This is a genomic window from Nitrospira sp. (assembly GCA_030692565.1).
Taxonomy (GTDB): Bacteria; Nitrospirota; Nitrospiria; order Nitrospirales; family Nitrospiraceae; genus Nitrospira_D.
Genome location: JAUYAO010000052.1, coordinates 63,356 through 84,614 on the forward strand (window position 1 = coordinate 63,356; position 21,259 = coordinate 84,614).

Genomic DNA, 21,259 nt, shown 5'->3' on the forward strand with positions numbered 1-21,259 from the left:
GCACGCGGGGCGTGATCAGCTAAATCTTAGTACATCCCTTCCATGCCGTGGTTGTGGCCGCCGTGGCCACCGCCTGCAGCTTCCTTCTTCTCTTCGGGGATGTCGGTGATCATGACTTCGGTGGTGAGCATCAAGCCCGCCACGGAGGCCGCGTTCTGCAATGCGCAGCGCGACACCTTGGTCGGGTCGATGATGCCGGCCTTGATCATGTCCACATACTCTTCCGTTGCCGCGTTGTACCCGGCGCTGGGGTTCTTGTCGTTGCGCACTTTCTCGACAACGACGGAGCCTTCCATTCCGGCGTTCACCACGATTTGACGAATCGGCTCTTCGAGGGCGCGGCGGATGATGTTCACACCCACCTGCTGCTCGGGGATCAACTTGAGCGAACCCAGCGCGTCGATGCAACGGAGATAGGCTGTTCCACCGCCGGGCACGATGCCTTCTTCGACGGCTGCCTTGGTCGCGTGGAGGGCGTCCTCGACGCGGGCTTTCTTTTCCTTCATTTCGGTCTCGGTCGCGGCGCCGACGTTGATGACGGCCACGCCGCCGACGATCTTGGCAAGGCGCTCCTGGAGCTTCTCGCGATCGTAGTCGGAGGTCGTCTCTTCGATCTGGGCCTTGATCTGCTTCACGCGGCCTTCGATCTTCTTCGGATCGCCGAAGCCTTCCACGATCGTGGTGTTATCCTTGTCGATCGTGACGCGCTTGGCGCGGCCGAGGTCGGTGAGCTTCACGTTTTCCAGCTTGAGGCCGATGTCTTCCGAGATCACCTGGCCGCCGGTCAGAATAGCAATGTCCTCCAGCATGGCCTTGCGGCGATCGCCGAAGCCCGGGGCCTTGATGGCCGCCACGTTGAGGGTGCCGCGGAGCTTGTTGACCACGAGGGTCGCGAGCGCTTCGCCTTCGACTTCTTCCGCGATGATCACGAGCGGCTTGCCCATCTTGGCAACCTGCTCGAGGACCGGGAGGAGGTCCTTCATGCTGCTGATTTTCTTTTCATTGATGAGGATGAGCGGCTCTTCGACGGAGCATTCCATCCGCTCGGCGTTGGTCACGAAGTAAGGGGAGATGTAGCCGCGATCGAACTGCATGCCTTCGACGACGTCCAGCGAGGTGGTCATCGACTTGGCTTCTTCGACCGTGATCACGCCATCCTTGCCGACCTTCTCCATCGCTTCCGCGATGAGGTCGCCGATGGTCTTGTCGTTGTTGGCTGAGATCGTGCCCACCTGGGAGATCTCGGTCTTGTTCTGGCAGGGCTTGCTGAGCTTTTTCAACTCGCCGATCACCACTTCAACGGCCTTGTTGATGCCTCGTTGAATTTCCATCGGGTTCGCGCCGGCGGTGATGTTCTTCACGCCTTCACGATAGATGGCTTGGGCCAACACGGTGGCCGTGGTGGTGCCGTCGCCGGCGGTGTCGCTAGTCTTGCTGGCGACTTCGCGCACGAGCTGGGCGCCCATGTTTTCGTAGGGGTTCTTGAGTTCGATTTCCTTGGCGACGGTGACGCCGTCCTTGGTGATGGTCGGGGCGCCGAACTTCTTGTCGAGAATCGCGTTCCGGCCCTTGGGGCCGAGGGTCGCCTTGACGGCGTCCGCGAGCTGGTTAACGCCTTTCAGAATACATGCGCGAGCTTGCTCGCTATACAACAGTTGCTTTGCCATGAGGTTCCTCCGTTATGTCAATCGTCGTCGTGGTTGTCGATTAGCTGGTGAAGATGCCGAGGATGTCTTCTTCCTTGAGGATCAAGCACTCTTCGTCCTCGATGCGGAGCTTGCTGCCTGAGTACTTATCGAAGAGGACCTGTTCGCCGACCTTCACGTTCTCGACCTTCTTGCCGATGGCCTGAACGATGCCCCGTTGCGGCTTTTCCTTCGCTGAATCCGGCACATAAATCCCGCCGGCGGTCCGCTCCAGTTCCTCGGTGTAGGTGACGAACACCCGGTCACCCAAAGGTTGAAAACCCTTGGCGAGGTTCTTCTTCTCTTTCGCTGCTGTGCTCATAACAAACCCTCCTCGTGCGATGAATAAACTGTGGTGAACGTTACAACGATTTGATGCAGAGCCACATTCGTCGGCTGGACTCTCACGCTCCTCAAAAAAACAGAGCGACTGCCACCGTGCAGTACGAGAGATAGCCTGGGGCTGGTCCAAGTCAAGGGGGCGGGAAAAGAAATTCTTTTACAATCCCAGCGGCTGGACTGAGGAAATCATAACCCATTGAGATTCATGAATTCTAGTGGGAAAATGCGAGAATGCTAGAGGGTGCTAATGGGTGTTGTCCGGCTAGATCTTCAGGCGGTCAAAGTCCTTGACGTCTTTCTTGATGTATTCGCGCAATCGCTTGATGATACGGGCCTCCAGCTGTCTGGTGCGTTCCTTTGTTACGCCGTATTTCTCTCCTAGGTCATCGAGTGTGAGCGGTGTTTCCGATAGGAGCCGGTTCCGCAGAATGTCTTCTTCCCGTTCGTCCAGCGTCTTGGCGAATTCGGCCAACTTCTTCCGGAACAAGGTACGGAGTTCATTGTCGGCAATGACGTCGTCCACGCCGGATTGCTGGGAGGGGAGGACATCGAGCAGGGTGCCGTCCTGTTCTTCCCCGATCGGCTGGTCCAGAGACAGTTCCCAATTCCCCAACCGCTGGTCCATCTCGATAACATCGCGTTCGCGGACGTTCAGCCGGTCGGCCAGCAACTTGGTGTCGGGGGCGAAGCCCTCCCGAGCGAGCTTGGCCTTCTCCTTCTTGAGGTTGTAGAAGAGCTTCCGCTGATCCTGGGTGGTGCCGATCTTGACCAGCCGAAAGTTGTTCAAGAGGTAGCGGAGAATGTAGGCGCGCGACCACCAGGCGGCATAGGCGTAGAAGCGGACGTTTTTCGTCGGGTCGAATTTCTTGATCGCTTGCATCAGGCCGACATTGCCTTCCTGAATCAGGTCCATATGGTCGGCGCCGGTATGGAGATACTCAGAGGCGATGGCGACCGACACGCGCAGGTTGGCCATGATGAGTTTCACGGCGGCCTCGCGGCTGCCTTGCGCGTGGTATTCATGGAACAAGAGCAATTCTTCTTCTTTGGAGAGGTAGGGATAGCGTCGGATTTCCGCCAGATATTGCTGGAGGCCGGTTACGGGGGCGACGGCCTGGGCATCGGCCGGCATGCGCCCGTCGACCTGCGGGACATCCAACACGACGGGAGCCGCTTCAGTCTCGATCACCTCGTCGTCGGACGGATCGAGAATTTCCGGTTCCAGCGCGCTCTCGGACTCGTCATCTGATGGGTTGCGACCACTCATGGGACGCTGACTATAACAGAACCACAGGACCGGACAAAGGCGGTGGGGATGTGACGCGTTACGAGCGGTTGCGCCGGAGAAAGGGGCTCCCCTATAGTGACCCGTTCAACCGGAGGACTGTGCGTGGCTGATATCTGGCGGTTGGTGCGCGGCGGTCATTGGCCCACATTGCTGGGGGCTTGGCTGCACCTCACCGTGAGTTTCATGGTCTGGCTCCTGATCGGGGCGCTGAGTCTGCCGATGGCTCGTGCGCTCGGACTCACCGGGACCGATCTGTCGATGCTGGTGGCGTTGCCGCTGCTGGGCGGGGCTTTGTTGCGCGTCCTGGGAGGGTGGAGCTGCGATTGGTTTGGGGCGAAGAATACGGCTGTCGCTATCCTGATCGGAGAGCTCGCGGTTTTGCTCTGGGGCTGGCTGGCGGATCCGGCGTCGATCGGATTGTGGGGCCTGGCTTTGTGCTTGGGGTTGGGCGGGGCGAGTTTTGCCGTGGCCTTGCCGTTGGCCGGACAAGCCTATCCGCCGTCGTCCCAGGGGCTCGTATTGGGGCTTGCGGCATCGGGGAATGTCGGCACGGTGCTCATTTTGTTTCTCGCGCCTCGATGGGCGGAGTCGCTTGGTTGGCAGCAAGTCTTCGGCGTCATGGCCGCTATCGTCGCGGTGACCTGTGTGCTGTTCATCCTGCTCGTGCGGGAGAGCCGGCAGGGCGACCGGCGCCGGCGCGATGTCGAGTGGTGGCATCATGCGGCCACGCTGTTGCGCCAGCGGTCGGCGTACTGGCTCTGTTTTCTCTATGCGATCACGTTCGGTGGGTTCGTCGGACTCTGCAGTGTGCTCCCGATGCTGCTGTATGAAACCTATGGCTTCGATGCGGTGGCTGCCGGGTCGGTCGCGGCGCTCTGCGGGTTCGTCGGGAGCGTGATTCGTCCCTTCGGAGGTTATGCAGCAGACCGGCGCGGCGGCATGCGGGTGTTGTATCTTGTGCTGCCGCTTATCGTCGGATCGATTGTGGCGGTGACCAGTCCTTCCCAGGTGATGGGCATTGCGATGATTGTGTTGGCGAGCGGGGCGATGGGAGTGGGCAACGGGGTCGTTTTTCAAATGGTGGCGGAAGAGTTTCCCCGACAGATCGGCATGGCCTCCGGCCTCATCGGCGCCATCGGGAGTGTCGGCGGCTTTGCCTTTCCTGTGGTGCTCTCAGGTTTGAAAGTGGTGACCGGGAGTTACGACGCAGGACTGTGGTTTTTTGCCGGGCTTGGGGTCTGCGCTTGGGGGATGGTGTTTCTCCGGCTACGGGGCGGTACGGTGGCGGATGGTGAGGGGGCTCCGTAAGGTTGTTTTTCCCGTTGACAGGTGGGGGCAAAACAGGGTTATCTGTGGGCCTCCTGTTAGGACGATTTTCAACCTAAAATTAATCAGTTAACTTTTCTGACCATGGCTAATCCATTCAATAGTATTCAAGACGCAATCAAAGACATTCGTAAGGGCAAGTGCATCATTCTGGTCGATGACGAAGACCGCGAGAATGAAGGCGATTTGGTCATTGCCGCAGATAAAGTGACGCCCCAGGCCATCAATTTCATGGCCAAGCATGCGCGGGGCCTCATCTGCCTGGCGTTGACTCCGGAACGTTGCGAAGAATTGCAGCTTCCGCCCCAGGCCATTGAGAACACGGCGACCTTCGGCACAGCGTTTACCGTCTCCGTGGATGCCCGCAAAGGCATTACCACCGGGATCTCCGCGGCTGATCGATCGACTACGATTCAGGTGGCGCTCGATCCGAAAGCCAAGCCGGCCGATCTGGCCCGGCCCGGACATATTTTCCCGCTCAAGGCGCAAAAAGGCGGGGTGCTGAAACGGGCGGGGCAGACGGAAGGGTCTGTCGACCTGGCGCGTCTCGCCGGGCTGCAGCCGGCCGGCGTCATCTGCGAGATCATGAATGAGGACGGCACCATGGCCCGCGTGCCGGAACTGGCCAGGTTTGCCAAGCGGCACAAGCTCAAGATGGTGACGATCAAGGCGTTGATCGAATACCGGATGCAGCGCGAGACGTTTGTGAAGCGGGCGGCCACCGCCCGCATGCCGACGATCTTCGGCGACTTTGAAGCCGTCGCGTTTGAAAACGAAGTCGACAATGTGACGCATATTGCGCTGGTGAAGGGCAAAGTGAACGGGGGGGCCCCGACCCTTGTCCGCGTGCATTCCGGCTGTCTCACCGCCGATGCCCTGGGATCGCTCCGGTGCGATTGCCGGGATCAGCTCCATCGCGCGATGCAGATCATCGAAGCCGAAGGCCGCGGGGTGTTGCTCTACCTGAATCAAGAGGGCCGGGGCATCGGCTTGTTGAATAAGCTTAAGGCCTACGGGTTTCAGGACGAAGGCAGCGATACGGTCGAGGCGAATTTCAGGCTGGGCTTTAAGGCCGACCTGCGCGACTACGGCGTCGGCGCGCAGATTCTCGTCAATCTCGGCCTGCATCAGATCAAGCTGATCACCAACAACCCGCGCAAGATCGTCGGGATCGAAGGTTATGGATTGAAAGTCGTGGAGCGGGTCTCGATCGAAATCGCCCCCCGCGAGGCGAATGTGCGGTATCTCCGCACGAAGAAGAATAAGATGGGACACCTTTTAAAGAAGGTGTGAAGGGAAGAGTGGTAGCCAGCCAGCCCTTCGTGCTCGCTGAGCGCCCACGATAAGGTTGTGGTCGCTCAATGCGCGCAATAGAAGGGCAAGCCGGCCACCGCTCGAAATGGGGGAGTGGAAGAGTAAGAAGTATGAAGCTTCGCAAAGGTTCGCATGATGCGACGGGGATGCGGTTCGGTGTGGTCGTCGCGAAGTTCAATAAGTTTGTTACGAGTAAGTTGCTCTCGTCCTGTCTCGACGGTCTGACGAAGCACGGCGTGAAGGAGTCGGACATCGACGTGGCCCGAGTGCCGGGCGCGTTCGAGATTCCGCTCGTGGCGAAGACGCTGGCCACGTCCGGGCGGTTCGACGCGGTCATTTGTCTCGGCGCGGTGATTCGCGGCGACACGCCGCACTTCGACTACATCTGCAACGAAGCCAGCCGGGGGATCGGACAGGCGTCGCTGGAGACCGGTGTGCCGATCATCTTCGGCGTACTGACGACCGAGACGGTGGCGCAGGCGATCGAACGCGCCGATACGGCGAAGTTCAACCGGGGCGGCGAGGCGGCGAAGTCGGCGATTGAAATGGCCAGTGTGATGAAGCAACTGAAAGTCTTGGCGCCGGCGTCTACGGCCGCCGCGCCCCGTCCCAAGCGGACCGTACGAAAGAAAAGCACCTAGTTATGGGATCACGCCACGAAGCGCGCGAACGGGCGCTCCAGATTTTGTTTCAGTACGACATTCACGGCAAGCCGGGCCTGTGGCTCGACGAGTTCTGGAAGCCGCTCACCGCGGACGAAGAGACCAAAGCGTTTGCCGAGCGACTGGTGGCAGGCGTGCTGGAGAAGAAAAAAGATCTCGATGCTCTGCTGACGAAGTATGCGACGAATTGGAAAGTGAGCCGCATGCCGATCGTGGACCGGAACATCCTGCGCGCGGGTCTCTATGAATTGATGTGGATGGATGACGTGCCGGCGAACGTGACGATGGATGAGGCGATCGAGCTGGCGAAGAGTTTCGGCGACGAGGAAGCGTCGAAGTTTGTGAACGGTGTGCTGGATAAGGTGCTGGCGACGGAGGCGCGGCTGGTCGAAAAACGGGCGACTCCCGAGCGGGCGATATGGAAGCGCTAGCGTATTCGTATGATGCGGCTGGTCAAAAAGGCCTTCGGCGAGGCCGCAGGGAGTGCGGGTTCCGAGGCGTACCTGGAAGGTACGTTGAGGGAGACGCACGACCGAGAACAAAGGCGGGGGGCTTTTTCAGCAGCCGGCAGGAGGCGTCGTCGTGATTGAACGGTATACCAGACCCAAGATGAAAGCCATCTGGGATCTCAAGCACAAGTATGAAATCTGGTTGGAAGTGGAGCTGCAGGCCTGCGCCGCGTTTGAGAAGGCCGGGCAGGCGCCGCGCGGCACGTCCGCGAAGATCCGTAAGAAGGCGAAGATCAATGTCGCCCGGATCGCCCAGATCGAGAAAGTCACCAAGCACGACATCATCGCCTTTCTCGAATCCCTGACGGACACGGTCGGGCCGGAACACCGGTTTCTGCACATGGGCCTCACGTCGTCGGACATCGTCGACACGTCGCTTGCCGTGCAGATGACTGAAGCGCTCGACATTATTCTTGAGGGTCTCGATGGATTGATCGACATCCTCAAGCGCCAGGCGATGCGCCACAAAATGACGGTGATGGTCGGCCGCTCGCACGGCATTCACGGCGAGCCGATCTCTTTCGGGTTCAAACTCGCCATCTGGTACGAGGAAATGTGCCGGCATCGGGCGCGCCTCCAGGCGGTGCGCCAGGAAATTGCCGTCGGCAAGCTGTCCGGGGCGATGGGCACCTTCGCGCATCAGGGGCCCGAGGTCGAAGAGTTTGTCTGCGCCAGGATGGGCCTGCGGCCGGATCCGGTGTCGAATCAGGTGGTGCAGCGCGACCGTCATGCCTCCTATGCCACGGCGCTGGCGCTGCTGGCGGCCAGCATCGAAAAAATCGCCACGGAAATTCGCCACCTGCAGCGGACTGAAGTGCTTGAAGCGGAAGAATTCTTTTCCGAGGGACAAAAGGGCTCCTCGGCGATGCCGCACAAGCGCAACCCGATCGTTTCGGAGAATCTCTGCGGGCTCGCCCGGATCGTGCGGGCGAACAGTCTGGCGGCGATGGAGAATGTGGCGCTCTGGCATGAGCGGGACATCAGCCATTCGTCGGTGGAGCGGGTCATCATGCCCGACAGCACGATCCTCATGGATTACATGCTGTCGAAGGTGACGGATCTCGTCAAGGATCTCATGGTCTATCCCGCCAATATGCAGCGGAATCTCGATTTGACCGGCGGCTTGGTCTATTCGCAGCGGCTCTTGCTCACGCTCGTTGAAAAAGGCGCGCAGCGCAAGGAGTCGTACGAAGCGGTGCAGCGGAATGCCATGGCCTCCTGGAAAGGGGCCGGCGGGCTGCAGGAACTGGTCGGGAAGGATCCTTTCATCTCGCAGCACTTGAGGAAGAGCGAGATTGCCGCCTGTTTCAATCCGAAATACTATCTGCGCCATCTCGATCAGATCTATCGCCGGGTGTTCGGTCGCAAGGCGGGATCTGCGGCAGGAAAGCAAAGCGGAAGGAGACGTCGATGATGAATCGCCTGTGTGGAGCGGGATTGGCCTGCGTGATGTTCCTGCTCGGTTGCGTGATCGCGTCTCCGGCGTCGGCGGCGGCCGACCGGGACAAGTTGTTGAGCGAACCCGGGGTGTATGGCACCTTTGCCGCGTTTCGCATCGAGACCGATTGGGGGAAGCTGGATCAGGCCACACGGATCGCCAACCTCACGTCCTTCAAAGGGGTCGTGGAGCAGCATCGGGAGAAATTGGCGATCGATACCTATTTGATGCGCGGCCTGTCGGACCATGCCGACTTTATGTTGCGGGTGCACGGCACGGATTTAAAGGATGCCCAGCAGTTTCTGGTGGACCTGCAGAACAGCGCCTTTGGCCGGTATCTCACCAGCGTAGTGCTGCTCAATGGCCTCACGAAGAAGCCCAATTATGTGCCAGGATTTTCTGAACAGTTAAAATCGGATCTCAAGGGCTCGAGCGAATCGGGGCCCTATGTCATGGTGCTGCCGATCCGCAAAGACACGGAGTGGTGGTCGTTTCCTCAAGAGAAGCGCGCCGCGATGATGCAGGAACACACCGAAGCGGCGTTGCCGTATCAGAAGACGATAAAGCGGAAGCTCTATCATTCCACCGGTCTTGATGACTTCGATTTCATCACCTATTTTGAGACAGCCAAGCCGGAAGAGTTTCATTCCTTGATCCTTGCGTTGAATAAGGTCAAAGAAGCCAAGCACAATCGCCGCATGGGCAATCCGACGCTGGTGGGCACGGTGCGGTCGCTGGACCAGTTGATTGAAGTATTGGCGCAATAGCGCGTGAAGAGCGAGGGAATCTTATGACGACAGGAACATTGCTCTACGAAGGCAAAGCCAAGAAGATTTTCACCGCCGAGCGGGCCGACGAAGTCGTGCATTACTTCAAGGATGACGCGACGGCGTTCAACGCGCAGAAGCGCGGCACGATCGTCGACAAGGGCATCATCAACAATAAGGTGTCGGAGCGGTTGTTTACGCTGCTCGAGGCGGAAGGCATCCGCACCCACTTTGTGAAGCGGCTCAGCGATCGGGAAATGCTCACGAAGAAGGTGACGATTGTCCCGGTGGAAGTGGTGGTGCGGAATGTCATCGCCGGAAGCCTGGCTAAGCGCCTGGGGCTGAAGGAAGGGGATCCGATTCAGCCGGCCATCGTGGAGTTCTATTATAAGGACGATGCCCTCGGCGATCCGCTCGTGAACGACGATCATTTGCGGCTGATGAATATCGCGACGCCGGCGTTGCTGAAGGATCTGCGGGACTTGGGCCACAAGATCAACGCGGTGCTGAAGCCGTTCTTCGCCGAACGGAAGATGCAGCTCGTGGATTTCAAGCTGGAGTTCGGCGTGTTTCACAATAAGCTGGTTCTGGCCGATGAGATTTCTCCCGATACCTGCCGTTTCTGGGATATGACGACCGGCGATTCGATGGACAAGGACCGGTTCCGGAAAGACATGGGCAAGATTGAAGAGGCGTATCAGGAAGTGTTGAAACGGGTGTGTGGATAGGCCGCAGGTAGGGTGTTGGTCTTGTGCTCGCGGAGCCCCCACGATGAAGCTGTGGTCGCTCCATGCGCGCAGTAAAGACCAATCACCCTACCTGCGGCTAACATATCCTTCCTTCACGAAGGGTGGAGTGAGGGCAGAAGGGAAGGAAGACCAGTGAGACGCTTCGTGATGTTTGTTCGTGATAACGGCCCCATTATTTCCTTGGGAATCGGGACGACGTGCATTGTCGCCTTCGCGATCTTGACCGAGACGACGCTGCATCGCCTGGGTTTTGTGGCGCTTGCGCTGTTGGGTGTGGGGCTGATGGCGGGGATCACGTGGGCAAAGCGGCATTTGACGGAGTTGTCGAAGCCGCCGGATACAGGGGCGTGAAGAAGGATTCGGTCAGGGGCGCTGTTTTTGCTCGCTGACCGCGCACGCGGGATCCATTTTAAGGGGAGCAATGGAAGGTGCTCGGTCAATGCGCGCAGTCAAACAGCGCCCCTGACCGAATGCTCGAGCGATGAGAAGTGAGGAAGGGAAGAAGAGAGGGATGGAATGAAAGCGAAGATTCATGTGACGTTGAAGCAGGGGATTCTGGATCCGCAGGGGAAGGCGATCGAGCATGCGCTGGACTCGCTCGGGTTCAAGAATGCGGCGAATGTGCGGGTGGGCAAGTATATGGAAGTGGACGTACAGGAAACGGACAAGGCCAAAGCCGACGCGCAGGTGAAGCAGATGTGCGAAAAGCTGCTGGCCAACACCATCATCGAAGAATATCGGTATGAGTTGCAGTGACACGTTACGAGTGACGGGTGACAAGTTGATGAAAACAGTTATAGCGAAAGACCGGGGCAATTCCTCTCTCGACGCTGTGCCCGTCACGTGTCACGCGTTACGCGTCACGGGGGTATGGCTATGAATGTAGGTGTTATTGTATTCCCTGGTTCAAATTGCGATCACGATTGCCAGCACGTGTTTCAGGATGTGCTGGGGCAATCGGTGCGGATGATCTGGCACAAGGAAACGTCGCTCGCAGGGATCGATGCGGTGATTCTCCCGGGCGGATTTTCCTATGGCGACTATCTCCGCACCGGCGCGATTGCGAGATTCTCGCCGGTGATGGGCGCCGTGAAGGCGTTCGCCAAGGACGGCGGGGCGGTCATCGGCATCTGCAACGGGTTCCAGATTCTGCTGGAGGCCGGTCTATTGCCCGGGGCGATGCTCCGGAACAAGTCGCTCCACTTTATCTGCAAAGATGTGCATGTGAAGGTGGAGAACGCGGCCACGGCCTTTACGGAGGCCTGCGAGTCTGGGCAGGTGTTGAAGATTCCCGTCGCCCATGCGGACGGCAATTACTATACCGATCCGGTCACGCTGGCGGCGATGCAGGCCAATGCCCAGATCGTCTTGCGCTATTGCACTCCGGAAGGGAAGGTGACGCCGGAGGCGAATCCCAACGGATCGCTCGACAATATCGCCGGCATCATCAATCCCGAGGGCAATGTGCTGGGCATGATGCCGCATCCGGAGCGCTGTGCGGAAGAGATATTGGGGAATCAGGACGGGAAGCTGATATTTCAATCGCTGCTCAAGGCGATGAAGATCAAAGTCTAAGTCTGTGGTCGCGAAGTACTGGCCGTAAGTCTGACGAGTGGATTGCCAATAGAGGAACGGGTCGATGGCGCTTGTTATTACCAAAGAACTGATCGCGCAGCATAATCTAACGGACGACGAGTTCAAAAAGATCGTCGAGATTCCCGGCCTGGATCCGAGTCTGATTCGTATCGGGGTGAAGGTATGACCGCGCGGGCTTTGAAGGGGAAAGTTTCCGATATCCGTCGGATTGCCCGGTTGCACGGAGTCTCGCGGGTGCGTGTATTTGGCTCCCATGCAGCTGGTCGTGCCAGTCGAAGCAGCGACCTTGACCTGCTAATCACGCTTCAGAATGATCGCGATCTCCTCGATCTTGTCGACTTTAAGCTTGATCTCCAGGATTTACTGGGGTGCGACGTGGATGTGGTGACTGAAAACGGGCTGAGCCCGTATTTGCGGAAAACCATACTGAGGACGGCGAAGCCTCTATGAAGGATGTGTCCGCCCATCTGAAACATATCCGCGAAGCGATTGCCAAAATCGAGCGGTACACGAAGGGCGGTCGGGAGGAGTTTCTGGAAGATACGATGATTCAGGATTCGGTCATCCGCAATCTTGAAATCATCGGCGAGGCGGCTCGAAATCTTCCCGCTGAATTACGGACGGCGCATCCGCAAGTTCCCTGGCGAAGCGTGACCGGGATGCGCAATGTGCTGATTCATGAGTATTTCGGCGTTGATCTCGACATTGTCTGGAAAGTGGTCGCACAGCGTCTGCCAGTGTTGAAGGGCCAGGTGTCAGTCATGCTGACAAAGAGGAAACGGTCGAAGAAGAAAGCGTAGTGTCATGAAGTCTGAGCATTCGTGATTACCAAAGAATTGATCGCGCAGCATAATCTGACGGACGACGAGTTCAAAAAGATCGTCGAGATCCTCGGCCGGGAGCCGAATCTGACGGAGCTTGGGATGTTTTCCGTTATGTGGTCGGAGCATTGCTCCTATAAGTCGTCGCGGGTGCATTTGAAGAAGCTGCCTACGACGGGGCCGCGTGTTATCCAGGGCCCCGGCGAAAACGCCGGCGTGGTGGATATCGGCGACGGTCTCTGCGTCGTGTTCAAGATGGAGTCGCACAACCATCCGTCGTTCATCGAGCCCTATCAGGGCGCGGCGACGGGGGTGGGCGGAATTCTGCGCGATGTGTTTACGATGGGGGCGCGCCCGATTGCCTTGCTGGATTCGTTGCGCTTCGGCGGGTTGGATACGGCAAAGAACCGCCATATTGTGAAAGGTGTCGTGGCGGGGATCGCCGGTTATGGCAATTGCATGGGCGTGCCGACTGTCGGCGGCGAAGTCGTCTTCAACGACATCTATTCGCTCAATCCGCTGGTGAATGCGTTCTGCCTCGGTGTCGCGCAGAAGGACAAGATTTTCCTCGGGACCGCGGCCGGTGTCGGTAATCCGGTGATCTATTTTGGTTCGAAGACGGGGCGTGACGGGATCCATGGCGCGACGATGGCGTCCGATTCCTTCGATGACCAATCGGAAAAGAAGCGGCCGACGGTGCAAGTGGGTGACCCGTTCCAGGAAAAGCTGTTGCTGGAAGCCTGTCTCGAACTGATGGCGGGCGATCTTCTGGTCGGCATTCAGGACATGGGTGCGGCCGGGCTGACGAGTTCGTCTTGCGAAATGGCGTCGCGGGCCGGGAACGGGATCGATCTCGATCTGACCCATGTCCCGCGCCGTGAGCCGGGCATGACGCCCTATGAACTCATGTTGTCCGAGTCGCAAGAGCGCATGTTGATGGTGGCGAAGGCCGGCAAGGAAGAGGAGTGCATCCGGATCTGCAAGAAGTGGGATCTGGATGTGGCGGTGGTCGGGAAGGTCACAGGCAGCGGTATTCTGCGCGTACTCGATCAAGGCAAAGTCGTCGCGGAGATTCCGGCGAAATCGCTGGCCGATGACGGGCCGCGCTATGAACGCCCCTTTTCGCCGCCCGGCTATCAGGACATGCTCACGAATTTGAATTACGACGCGTTGCCCGATGTGAAGGATGCGAATGCGGCTTTGCTGGCGTTGTTGGAGTCCCCGACGATCGCGAGCAAGCGCTGGGTATACGAGCAGTACGACCACATGGTGCGGACGAATACGATGGTGCGGCCCGGCTCGGATGCGGCGGTCGTGCGTATTAAGGGCACGAACAAAGCGGTGGCGATGACGGTGGACTGCAACAGCCGGTACTGTCTGCTCAATCCCTATGAAGGGGCGCGGCTGGCGGTGGCAGAAGCCTCGCGGAATCTCGCCTGTTCCGGCGCGGAGCCGATCGGGCTGACGGACTGCCTGAATTTCGGCAACCCCGAACGCCCCGACATCATGTGGCAGTTCGTGATGGCGATCGAGGGCATGAAGGATGCCTGCGAGCATTTCAAGATTCCGATCGTGAGCGGCAATGTCAGCTTCTACAACGAGACCAACGGCCTCTCGATCTATCCCACGCCGATGCTGGGGATGGTAGGGCTCATCGAATCCGCCGATCAGACGATGACGCAATGGTTCCGGAACGAAGGCGACGATATCATTCTGCTCGGGACGACGCGGGAGGATCTGGGCGGGTCGGAATATCTGAAAGTCCAGCATTCGCGCGAGCAGGGCTCTCCGCCGTATCTGAATCTGGAGACGGAGCAGGCGGTGCAGAGTTGCGTGCTGCAGCTGATTCGTTCCGGGCTCGTTCAGTCCGCCCACGATTGCTCCGATGGAGGACTCGCCGTGGCGCTGGCCGAATGCTGCATGTCCGGGCCGGATCAGACGCGCGGGGCTGTGGTACGATTAACGCCTGGCCGCCAGAGGATCGATTCAATGTTGTTTGGTGAAAGCCAGTCACGGATTATCGTATCGGCACAACCGGCTCAACGGCAGGCGATTCTGGAGCAGGCGCAGCGGTTGGGCGTTCCCGCTGCCGTCGTCGGAGCCGTGGGGGGCGCGGCGCTGGTCATTTACGTTGGAGACGAACGGTCGACGACGAAGACGATTGATCTCCCGGTCGCGACCATTGCCGATCGCTGGGGCCTTTCGCTGGAACGGAGATTGAGCCAGGAATAAGCTGGTTCGTACGACTATGCACAAAGAACTTCCGATTATCTCGCCGGACAAGTTTCACGACGAATGTGCCGTGTTCGGCATCTTCGGCCACGAAGAAGCCGCGAATCTGACCTATCTAGGACTCTATGCTTTGCAACATCGTGGACAGGAAGCCTCGGGCATCGTGTCCGGCGACGGCGAACAGTTTTACATCCAGAAGGGGATGGGGCTGGTCGCGGATATCTACAATAAGACGACGCTGGAGAAGCTGCCGGGACGGATGGCCATCGGCCACAATCGGTATTCCACGGCCGGCGGAAACGATCTCAAAAACGTCCAGCCCTTCAACGTCAATTTCGCCTTCGGGAATCTGGCCCTGGCGCACAACGGCAATCTGATCAACTCCCAGGTCTTGCGCAACGAACTCGAAGCCTACGGTGCGATCTTTCAATCCACGTCCGATACCGAAGTCATCATCCATCTGATCGCCCATTCCCGGGCCAGCACGTTCCTGGCGCGCGTCATGGACGCGTTGAATCAGGTGCGGGGCGCGTTCTCGCTGGTCTTGATGACGGATAACGGGTTGATTGCGGTGCGCGATCCCCATGGCCTGCGTCCGCTGTGCTTGGGGCGTGTGCGGGGGAGTTGGGTGGTGGCGTCGGAGACCTGCGCGTTCGATCTCTTGGATGCCGAATACATTCGCGAGATCGAGCCCGGCGAGCTCGTGGTGTTGAGCGATCAAGGGATCGACAGTCACCGGCCGTTTCCTAAAGTCGATCCGGCGATGTGTGTATTCGAGTATGTCTATTTCGCCAGGCCGGATAGCCGAATTTATGGTGCGAATGCGGTCTATTCGACGCGGAAGGCATTAGGTCGTCGATTGGCCAAGGAATCTTGGGTGGAAGCGGACATCGTGATTCCCGTGCCGGATTCCGGCGTGCCGGCCGCGCTCGGTTATAGCGAAGGCGGGGGGATCCCCTTCGAGACGGGGTTGATTCGTAATCACTATGTCGGCCGGACCTTTATCGAACCGGAACAATCCATCCGCCACTTCGGCGTCAAAGTGAAGTTGAACGCGGTTCCTGAGGTACTGATGGGCAAACGGGTGGTGGTGGTCGATGATTCGCTGGTACGCGGGACGACGAGCCGGAAGATCGTCAAGATGTTGCGGAATGCCGGCGCGAAAGAGGTCCATATGCGGATCAGCTCCCCGCCGATCATCTCGCCCTGTTTCTACGGCATCGATACGCCGACTAAAAAGGAACTGATCGCATCGAATCATTCGACCGAAGAAATCCGCAAATACATTACTGCGGATTCGCTGGCCTATCTGAGTTTGGATGGCATGTTGCAATCGGCGCCGGGTGTGCCTTCGCAATATTGTAATGCCTGCTTCACCGAACAGTATCCGATCGCCTTTACCCGTGCAGAAGAGATGCAGCTTGGGCTATTTGAGCCAACGGCCGACCCACGGAAGTTGATGTAGGCGGTCATTTTATCACCTGTGCCTCGCGGGAGGGTGTTTCGATATGCATGAACGCGGTCGGCCGAGGATCGAAGTGAACTACCCTGTTAGCTTGAGCGGCGAGGGGGGCAACGGAAGCGGGACGATGACGAATCTCACCATTACCGGCGGCGAGATCGATTCAGATCTGCATGCCCAAATCGGTGCCCATTTCCGTGTGCATATTCATCTGTCCGGTGCACGGAGTCCCATCGACATCGCCATCGCAACGGTTCGCTGGCAACGGGATCATCGGTTCGGCGTTGAATTTGTTCGGTTCGAAGGCAATGCCAAAGTTCAACTTGAAGAGATGCTGAATCAGAGCGACGCTTCCTCCTCTTCCCCATAGAAGATTTTAGCCATCACCCTATTCAGTTGCCACCCCCTAAAGTCCTCCTTGTCGGTGTCTGCCGTTCCCCATCCCATGCTTCTGTCCGAATCAGGGTGATGATGCCGCTTTCTGGCAGCCGTGGCGGAATAGCCTCGTTCAAAACTGACCGGCCTGTTGGGGCGTCCAATCCCTCTTTAGGGGGGGGGGGTGTGATGTGCTGTCATTAGAGTATACTCTCCACTCCTCTTTATTCGGCTGTCCCGTTGGGGATTGTCCTGTCCCGCTTCCGGTTTCGAAGAGGCATTCTTTCGATGGTTGTCAGGCGTCAGTCCAGCCCGCCGGTTTCCTCCAGTAGCCGTCCGTTTCGATCCGACGGTTCTATTCCCAACCCATGTCGAGAATGGAGAGCGTCCGATCAAGAGCGACGGGTGTATGAATCACGGGCCCGCATCGCTTGGAAGCAGTGAAGGAGTGGTCCATGCCGGAGATTCCTCTACCATCGCCATCTTCTGAAGGAGTTCCCGTGCTTGATCCGACCCAGTTGGACAAAACCGTTTTGCGCTCAAGTCCCGATGTCCAGGGTACGACGATGGATGGGGAGACGGTCTTGCTGGATCTGAGCAGCGGCCGATATTACACCTTGAATCGATTGGGCAGTGTGATCTGGGAGCACTGCACGGGTATTCAGACCGTCCGTGAGATTCATGGCGTCTTGTGTGACCGGTTTGAGGTGGCGCCAGAGCGAGCCCTCAACGATCTGGTGGCCTTGGCCAATGAACTAATTCGAGAAGGGTTACTTCAACAAGAAAGGAGGTGAAGAACACATGGAACAGAAGAAAGAGCAGTATGTCCAGCCGGTGGTCGTGAAGCACGAGTTGCTGCGCGACATCACGGCGGGCCAGTCGGGCATCAACGGCTGCGTCGGGAAGTGCCTCGAGTAGCGGTCTGAGGGACTGGCCGGTTCGCATGGACCGGCCAGCCTTTCTTTTTGCAGCCTGCCCGTGTTGTTGTGCCGGATGAATTCGCCCCTCGTAGCCCCCCTGGTTCCAGCTTTCCCCTAGATTCACGAGACCTGTCAGGCTATTGCACGCCGGATTTGATACAGCCGGAAATCCACTCGTTCCGGCGGGTGCCGCCGTGTACCTACCAAGGTAGGGGAGGCTCCCAGGCCTTTGGGGGTCTAGGCAGATGGCCGGTCTCAGGCTACCTTTCTTGAAACAGGCGCTGAGGGTAACCCACACGACCGGCGCAACCATCGATGACCGAGAAGGAGGGGCTATGGCCGACCACGCGAATGCACAGACAACGGGAGCGGCTACGATCGACCGGGCGCAACTGGATCACACCGTGCTGCGGCCGAACCCGGACGTGCAGGGCACAACGATGGATGGAGAAACCGTCCTCCTCGATCTGAGCAGCGGGCGCTACTACACCTTGAATCAATTAGGCAGTGTCATCTGGGAGCATTGCACCGGCCATACCAGCTTGCGCGACATCCATACGGTCTTGTGTGACCGGTTTGATGTCGCGCCCGAGCGAGCCCTCGACGATCTCGTCGCCCTGGTCAATGAATTGATCCAGGAAGGGCTACTTCAACAGGAAAGGAGGTGAAGAACACATGGAACAGAAGAAAGAGCAGTACGTCCAGCCGATGGTTGTGAAGCACGAGTTGCTGCGCGACATCACGGCGGGTCAATCCGGCTACAGATGTGGTAAGCAGTGCCAAGAAGTGGCGTAGCGGTCTAATGGGCTGGCCGATTCGCGAGGATCGGCCAGTCCTTTCCCTTGGATAGTATGGAGTGTGGGTTGGAAAGAATGTTGCGGAGGATCGGATGAATCACGATGTGGCTGAGATGACGATGGTCGAGTCGTTCTTTTCTCTCTATGGCATGTCGGTGAGATATGCGACGGAAGCGCCGGTCCTAGCTGCCCCGGTGCATGAGATGCTCAGGCATTTTCGGCGCGACTCAATCGAAGCCGCTGCGCCACTGACTATTCGGTTTCACTCGGTGAAGTGTCGCGTCGACGTGCCTCTGACTATTTCTGCCTCGGCTCGCCAACTGGCCTCCGGGACGGGCGAGGCCATCGGAGATCGGCGGGCCACCGGATTGCCCTATGATGTGCTGCTAGATCAGGGGCTTCTGATCGCGGAGTTTCATGGCATCGGGGTCCTGGTGATCGACGGCGCGCAGAGCCGGGCTGAGGGGTATCTGATCAATCCCGATCGCCTGCCCGCGAATCTCATTGAATATCTGTTTCACCTGGCGCTCATCGAACTGCTGCGGCGGCGCGGGCTCTATACGATTCATGCGACGGCCTTGGAACACAACGGGCGAGCCATCTTGATTCCCGGTAACAGCGGACGGGGGAAGACCACCTCGTTTATCTCCTTGCTTCGGTCGGGCTATCGCTATCTGTCGGACGACCATCCGCTCCTCCAGGATTCGGGGACCCACGTGGAGGTGTTGCCGTTTCCGATCAAGATCAACGTGACGGACGCCACGGTGCAGTTTTTCCCGGAACTCAGAGCGGCCTCAGAGCAGGTACTCCATCCGGGTGTGCCCAAACGATTCTTCTATGCCGAAGATCTCTATCCCACGGCGGTCGGGGAGCGCTGCCAGCCGGCCCTGGTGCTCTTTCCCCATGTGGTGGATGCGCCGCAAAGCCACCTCGAGTTGCTTCCTAAGAGCCGGGCATTGGAAGCGCTCTTGCCGCAAGCCCTGCTGGTGTACGATCAAGAGGTCGCCAGGCGTGAATTCAAGGTGCTGGCGAAACTTGTGCAGCAGGTCGATTGTTACCGGCTGCATTTCGGCCGCGATATTCTGGACTTGCCGAACCTGATTACTCCGTTGCTGGAGAAGGGGCGATGAAGGAACCGCGACAGTTTCCCTGGTCGCCTGAAGGAGAGCTGCTGATCTGGTGCGCCCGAACATGCGTCACCGAGGAACTGCGCGCGTGCATCTGCTCGCGGGTCCAGGAGCCTCTTGATTGGGGACTACTGCTGGACCTCGCCGCCTCTCACGGTGTGCTTCCGTTGCTCCACCGGAATCTGTCGACCCTCTGTCCGGCTCTTGTGCCGGCCGATACGTTGACGAAGCTGCGTCAAAAGACGCAAGCCTGTGCCATGCTGAATCGATCGCTCGCCCAGGAGCTGGGAGGTCTGTGTGACGCATTTGCCGCGCGCAGCGTGCCGGTTGTTCCGATCAAAGGCGCGACGTTAGCGGTGTCTGCTTATGGCGATCTGACGCTCCGCGATTTCAGCGATCTCGATCTCCTGATTCCTGAATCTGCGATCGGGGCCGCGCAAGCCGTGTTGATCGCCCAGGGTTATGAACGGAAAGATCCGTCGACAGACCCTGCGGAAGCGGAGCACGAAGAGGGGCCTTATCATGTGTTTATCAAGAAGCGCAGCCTGTTTCGGGTCGATCTTCAGTGGGTGATGGCACATCAGCATTTTGCCTTTCAACTGGATCGTCCGGAGTTCTGGGCGCATCGGTCGCCGGTGATGCTGGGGAAGTCGACTGTTCAAGGGTTGGCGCCGGAGGAGCTTCTGATTCTTCTCTGCGTGCATGGATCGAAGCATGCCTGGGAGCAGCTCAAGTGGGTGTGCGATGTCGCCGAAGTGCTCCGCTCACACCCGGACCTTGATTGGGAGCGGATCTTTGCGAATGCAACGGCCTGGCATTGCCAGCGATTGATGCACATGGGATTGGCATTGGCTCATCGTGTGCTGGATGCGCCCGTCCCGGACTCTATTCTTGCCCGCTATTCGACCGATGCCGATGTCCGGATGTTGTCCGAGCGCATGCCGGCTAGTCTCTTGGCGAGTCCACGAGAGGGCGTCACTGAGGAGCAGGCCGTGGCGTTCTACTTGACGTTGAAAGATACCTGGTGGGAACGGTGTCGATTCGGCCTGGTGCTGTGCCGGGACGGCTCTTCAATAGTAGAGAATCCGCCACGCTGGTTTTCCCGTGGCAGGGGGCTCGCGCGATTGGCTCATCTCGTTCGGCCGTGCCAGCGAGCGTTAAGGAATCTGGTTCCCTCTTCAATTCGAGGCGCGATCAATCGGTGGGTGGAGCACGGAGGCTGATGGTTTCGTCGAGCCGATTCAGGTCGGGCCGTCACTCCTCCACGTTCGGCGAAGGCTGGGCGACCTCTCCGGCAGGTCCGGGGCGGCGGCGATGGCTGGAATGGGCCGGGCGATTTCTTCCAGTGAGCCCGCGATGAAGCGAGTCGTAAGAAAATATTGGATGCTGCTGCAGGTGGCGGTGATCGTGTCCCGAATTCGTCTCCGACTGCGCGGCGAGAACCTTCCGGCTGTGCTGAAGCGGCTGGCCCCTGGCGCTCTCTCCGGGACGCCGGATTCGTCGCGGTTCGAGGACCTCGTCTACTATGTGGACCGCTGGCTCCAACTCTTCCCCTACAATGCGAAGGGGAATTGTTTTCCCCGGTCGTTGGCGTTGTATTGGTTCGCCACACGATCAGGGTATTCGGTGTCGTTTCATTGCGGGGTCAGAAAGGACGGGTCCGGACTCGATGGCCATGCCTGGTTGACGCTCGATCGTCAGCCGTTTCACGAGCCCGGCCAGCATTGGCAGCGTTTTACCGTCACCTATTCATTCCCTTCCGATCAACCGGTCAACCGTGGGCAGGCGCCGCCAGTGTGCCCCCGGAATGGGACGACGGCGGCGGTCTGATATGAGTCCATACGCAACC

Annotated in this window: 24 protein-coding genes; 21 read left to right on the plus strand and 3 right to left on the minus strand. The window is 58.7% G+C overall.

Annotation, left to right across the window (positions count from 1 at the left end):
- Positions 1-26: 26 nt before the first annotated feature.
- The 3 genes from groL to Q8N04_13930 all read right to left on the minus strand — a co-directional run bounded on the left by groL (position 27) and on the right by Q8N04_13930 (position 3,294).
- Positions 27-1,667, minus strand: a complete 1,641-nt coding sequence (gene groL / locus Q8N04_13920; GenBank protein MDP3091773.1) for a chaperonin GroEL — start codon at positions 1,665-1,667, stop codon at positions 27-29.
- A gap of 40 nt (positions 1,668-1,707) precedes the next feature.
- A complete protein-coding gene (locus Q8N04_13925; GenBank protein ID MDP3091774.1) occupies positions 1,708-2,007 on the minus strand; it encodes a co-chaperone GroES in 300 nt (99 codons plus the stop codon).
- Between the two features lie 282 nt (positions 2,008-2,289).
- Positions 2,290-3,294, minus strand: coding sequence for an RNA polymerase factor sigma-32 (locus Q8N04_13930; protein MDP3091775.1), 1,005 nt, complete (start codon positions 3,292-3,294; stop codon positions 2,290-2,292).
- A gap of 123 nt (positions 3,295-3,417) precedes the next feature.
- Between Q8N04_13930 and Q8N04_13935 the strand changes: the two genes are divergently transcribed.
- The 21 genes from Q8N04_13935 (at position 3,418) to Q8N04_14035 (ending at position 21,240) form a co-directional block, all read left to right on the plus strand.
- Positions 3,418-4,623 carry an MFS transporter gene (locus Q8N04_13935; GenBank protein ID MDP3091776.1) on the plus strand — a complete coding sequence of 402 codons (1,206 nt, stop codon included), beginning with the start codon at positions 3,418-3,420 and terminating at the stop codon, positions 4,621-4,623.
- Between the two features lie 102 nt (positions 4,624-4,725).
- On the plus strand, positions 4,726-5,934 hold the full coding sequence (locus tag Q8N04_13940) for a bifunctional 3,4-dihydroxy-2-butanone-4-phosphate synthase/GTP cyclohydrolase II (GenBank protein ID MDP3091777.1): 1,209 nt from the start codon (positions 4,726-4,728) through the stop codon (positions 5,932-5,934).
- 131 nt (positions 5,935-6,065) lie between these two features.
- Positions 6,066-6,596, plus strand: coding sequence for a 6,7-dimethyl-8-ribityllumazine synthase (gene ribH, locus Q8N04_13945; protein MDP3091778.1), 531 nt, complete (start codon positions 6,066-6,068; stop codon positions 6,594-6,596).
- Positions 6,597-6,598: 2 nt separating this feature from the next.
- A complete protein-coding gene (gene nusB / locus Q8N04_13950) occupies positions 6,599-7,048 on the plus strand; it encodes a transcription antitermination factor NusB (protein ID MDP3091779.1) in 450 nt (149 codons plus the stop codon).
- Between the two features lie 151 nt (positions 7,049-7,199).
- Positions 7,200-8,540: an adenylosuccinate lyase gene (gene purB, locus Q8N04_13955; protein MDP3091780.1), complete on the plus strand. Its 1,341-nt coding sequence runs from the start codon at positions 7,200-7,202 to the stop codon at positions 8,538-8,540.
- The gene (locus Q8N04_13960; protein MDP3091781.1) at positions 8,537-9,331 is read left to right on the plus strand and encodes a chlorite dismutase family protein; all 795 of its coding nucleotides are present in this window, start codon (positions 8,537-8,539) and stop codon (positions 9,329-9,331) included. Before purB ends, Q8N04_13960 begins: the two co-directional genes overlap by 4 nt.
- 23 nt (positions 9,332-9,354) lie before the next feature.
- Positions 9,355-10,059 (plus strand): phosphoribosylaminoimidazolesuccinocarboxamide synthase, encoded by a 705-nt coding sequence (locus tag Q8N04_13965; protein MDP3091782.1) that lies wholly within the window; start codon positions 9,355-9,357, stop codon positions 10,057-10,059.
- 165 nt (positions 10,060-10,224) lie between these two features.
- The gene (locus Q8N04_13970) at positions 10,225-10,431 is read left to right on the plus strand and encodes a hypothetical protein (protein MDP3091783.1); all 207 of its coding nucleotides are present in this window, start codon (positions 10,225-10,227) and stop codon (positions 10,429-10,431) included.
- A gap of 165 nt (positions 10,432-10,596) precedes the next feature.
- Positions 10,597-10,836: a phosphoribosylformylglycinamidine synthase subunit PurS gene (gene purS / locus Q8N04_13975; GenBank protein ID MDP3091784.1), complete on the plus strand. Its 240-nt coding sequence runs from the start codon at positions 10,597-10,599 to the stop codon at positions 10,834-10,836.
- 120 nt (positions 10,837-10,956) lie between these two features.
- On the plus strand, positions 10,957-11,655 hold the full coding sequence (gene purQ / locus Q8N04_13980) for a phosphoribosylformylglycinamidine synthase subunit PurQ (protein ID MDP3091785.1): 699 nt from the start codon (positions 10,957-10,959) through the stop codon (positions 11,653-11,655).
- Between the two features lie 64 nt (positions 11,656-11,719).
- The gene (locus tag Q8N04_13985; GenBank protein ID MDP3091786.1) at positions 11,720-11,842 is read left to right on the plus strand and encodes a hypothetical protein; all 123 of its coding nucleotides are present in this window, start codon (positions 11,720-11,722) and stop codon (positions 11,840-11,842) included.
- Positions 11,839-12,126 (plus strand): nucleotidyltransferase family protein, encoded by a 288-nt coding sequence (locus tag Q8N04_13990; GenBank protein ID MDP3091787.1) that lies wholly within the window; start codon positions 11,839-11,841, stop codon positions 12,124-12,126. Before Q8N04_13985 ends, Q8N04_13990 begins: the two co-directional genes overlap by 4 nt.
- On the plus strand, positions 12,123-12,476 hold the full coding sequence (locus Q8N04_13995; GenBank protein MDP3091788.1) for a DUF86 domain-containing protein: 354 nt from the start codon (positions 12,123-12,125) through the stop codon (positions 12,474-12,476). Before Q8N04_13990 ends, Q8N04_13995 begins: the two co-directional genes overlap by 4 nt.
- Before the next feature lie 21 nt (positions 12,477-12,497).
- Positions 12,498-14,729: a phosphoribosylformylglycinamidine synthase subunit PurL gene (gene purL / locus Q8N04_14000; GenBank protein MDP3091789.1), complete on the plus strand. Its 2,232-nt coding sequence runs from the start codon at positions 12,498-12,500 to the stop codon at positions 14,727-14,729.
- A gap of 16 nt (positions 14,730-14,745) precedes the next feature.
- Positions 14,746-16,194 (plus strand): amidophosphoribosyltransferase, encoded by a 1,449-nt coding sequence (gene purF / locus Q8N04_14005; GenBank protein ID MDP3091790.1) that lies wholly within the window; start codon positions 14,746-14,748, stop codon positions 16,192-16,194.
- Positions 16,195-16,237: 43 nt separating this feature from the next.
- A complete protein-coding gene (locus Q8N04_14010; GenBank protein ID MDP3091791.1) occupies positions 16,238-16,561 on the plus strand; it encodes a PilZ domain-containing protein in 324 nt (107 codons plus the stop codon).
- Positions 16,562-17,066: 505 nt separating this feature from the next.
- Complete coding sequence (locus Q8N04_14015; protein MDP3091792.1) at positions 17,067-17,360, plus strand: PqqD family protein; 294 nt, start codon at positions 17,067-17,069, stop codon at positions 17,358-17,360.
- Between the two features lie 461 nt (positions 17,361-17,821).
- On the plus strand, positions 17,822-18,154 hold the full coding sequence (locus Q8N04_14020; GenBank protein MDP3091793.1) for a PqqD family protein: 333 nt from the start codon (positions 17,822-17,824) through the stop codon (positions 18,152-18,154).
- Between the two features lie 221 nt (positions 18,155-18,375).
- Positions 18,376-19,413, plus strand: coding sequence for a hypothetical protein (locus Q8N04_14025; protein ID MDP3091794.1), 1,038 nt, complete (start codon positions 18,376-18,378; stop codon positions 19,411-19,413).
- Positions 19,410-20,633 (plus strand): nucleotidyltransferase family protein, encoded by a 1,224-nt coding sequence (locus Q8N04_14030; protein ID MDP3091795.1) that lies wholly within the window; start codon positions 19,410-19,412, stop codon positions 20,631-20,633. The genes Q8N04_14025 and Q8N04_14030 overlap by 4 nt, the downstream gene beginning before the upstream one ends.
- A 133-nt stretch (positions 20,634-20,766) precedes the next feature.
- A complete protein-coding gene (locus Q8N04_14035; GenBank protein ID MDP3091796.1) occupies positions 20,767-21,240 on the plus strand; it encodes a lasso peptide biosynthesis B2 protein in 474 nt (157 codons plus the stop codon).
- Positions 21,241-21,259: the final 19 nt, after the last annotated feature.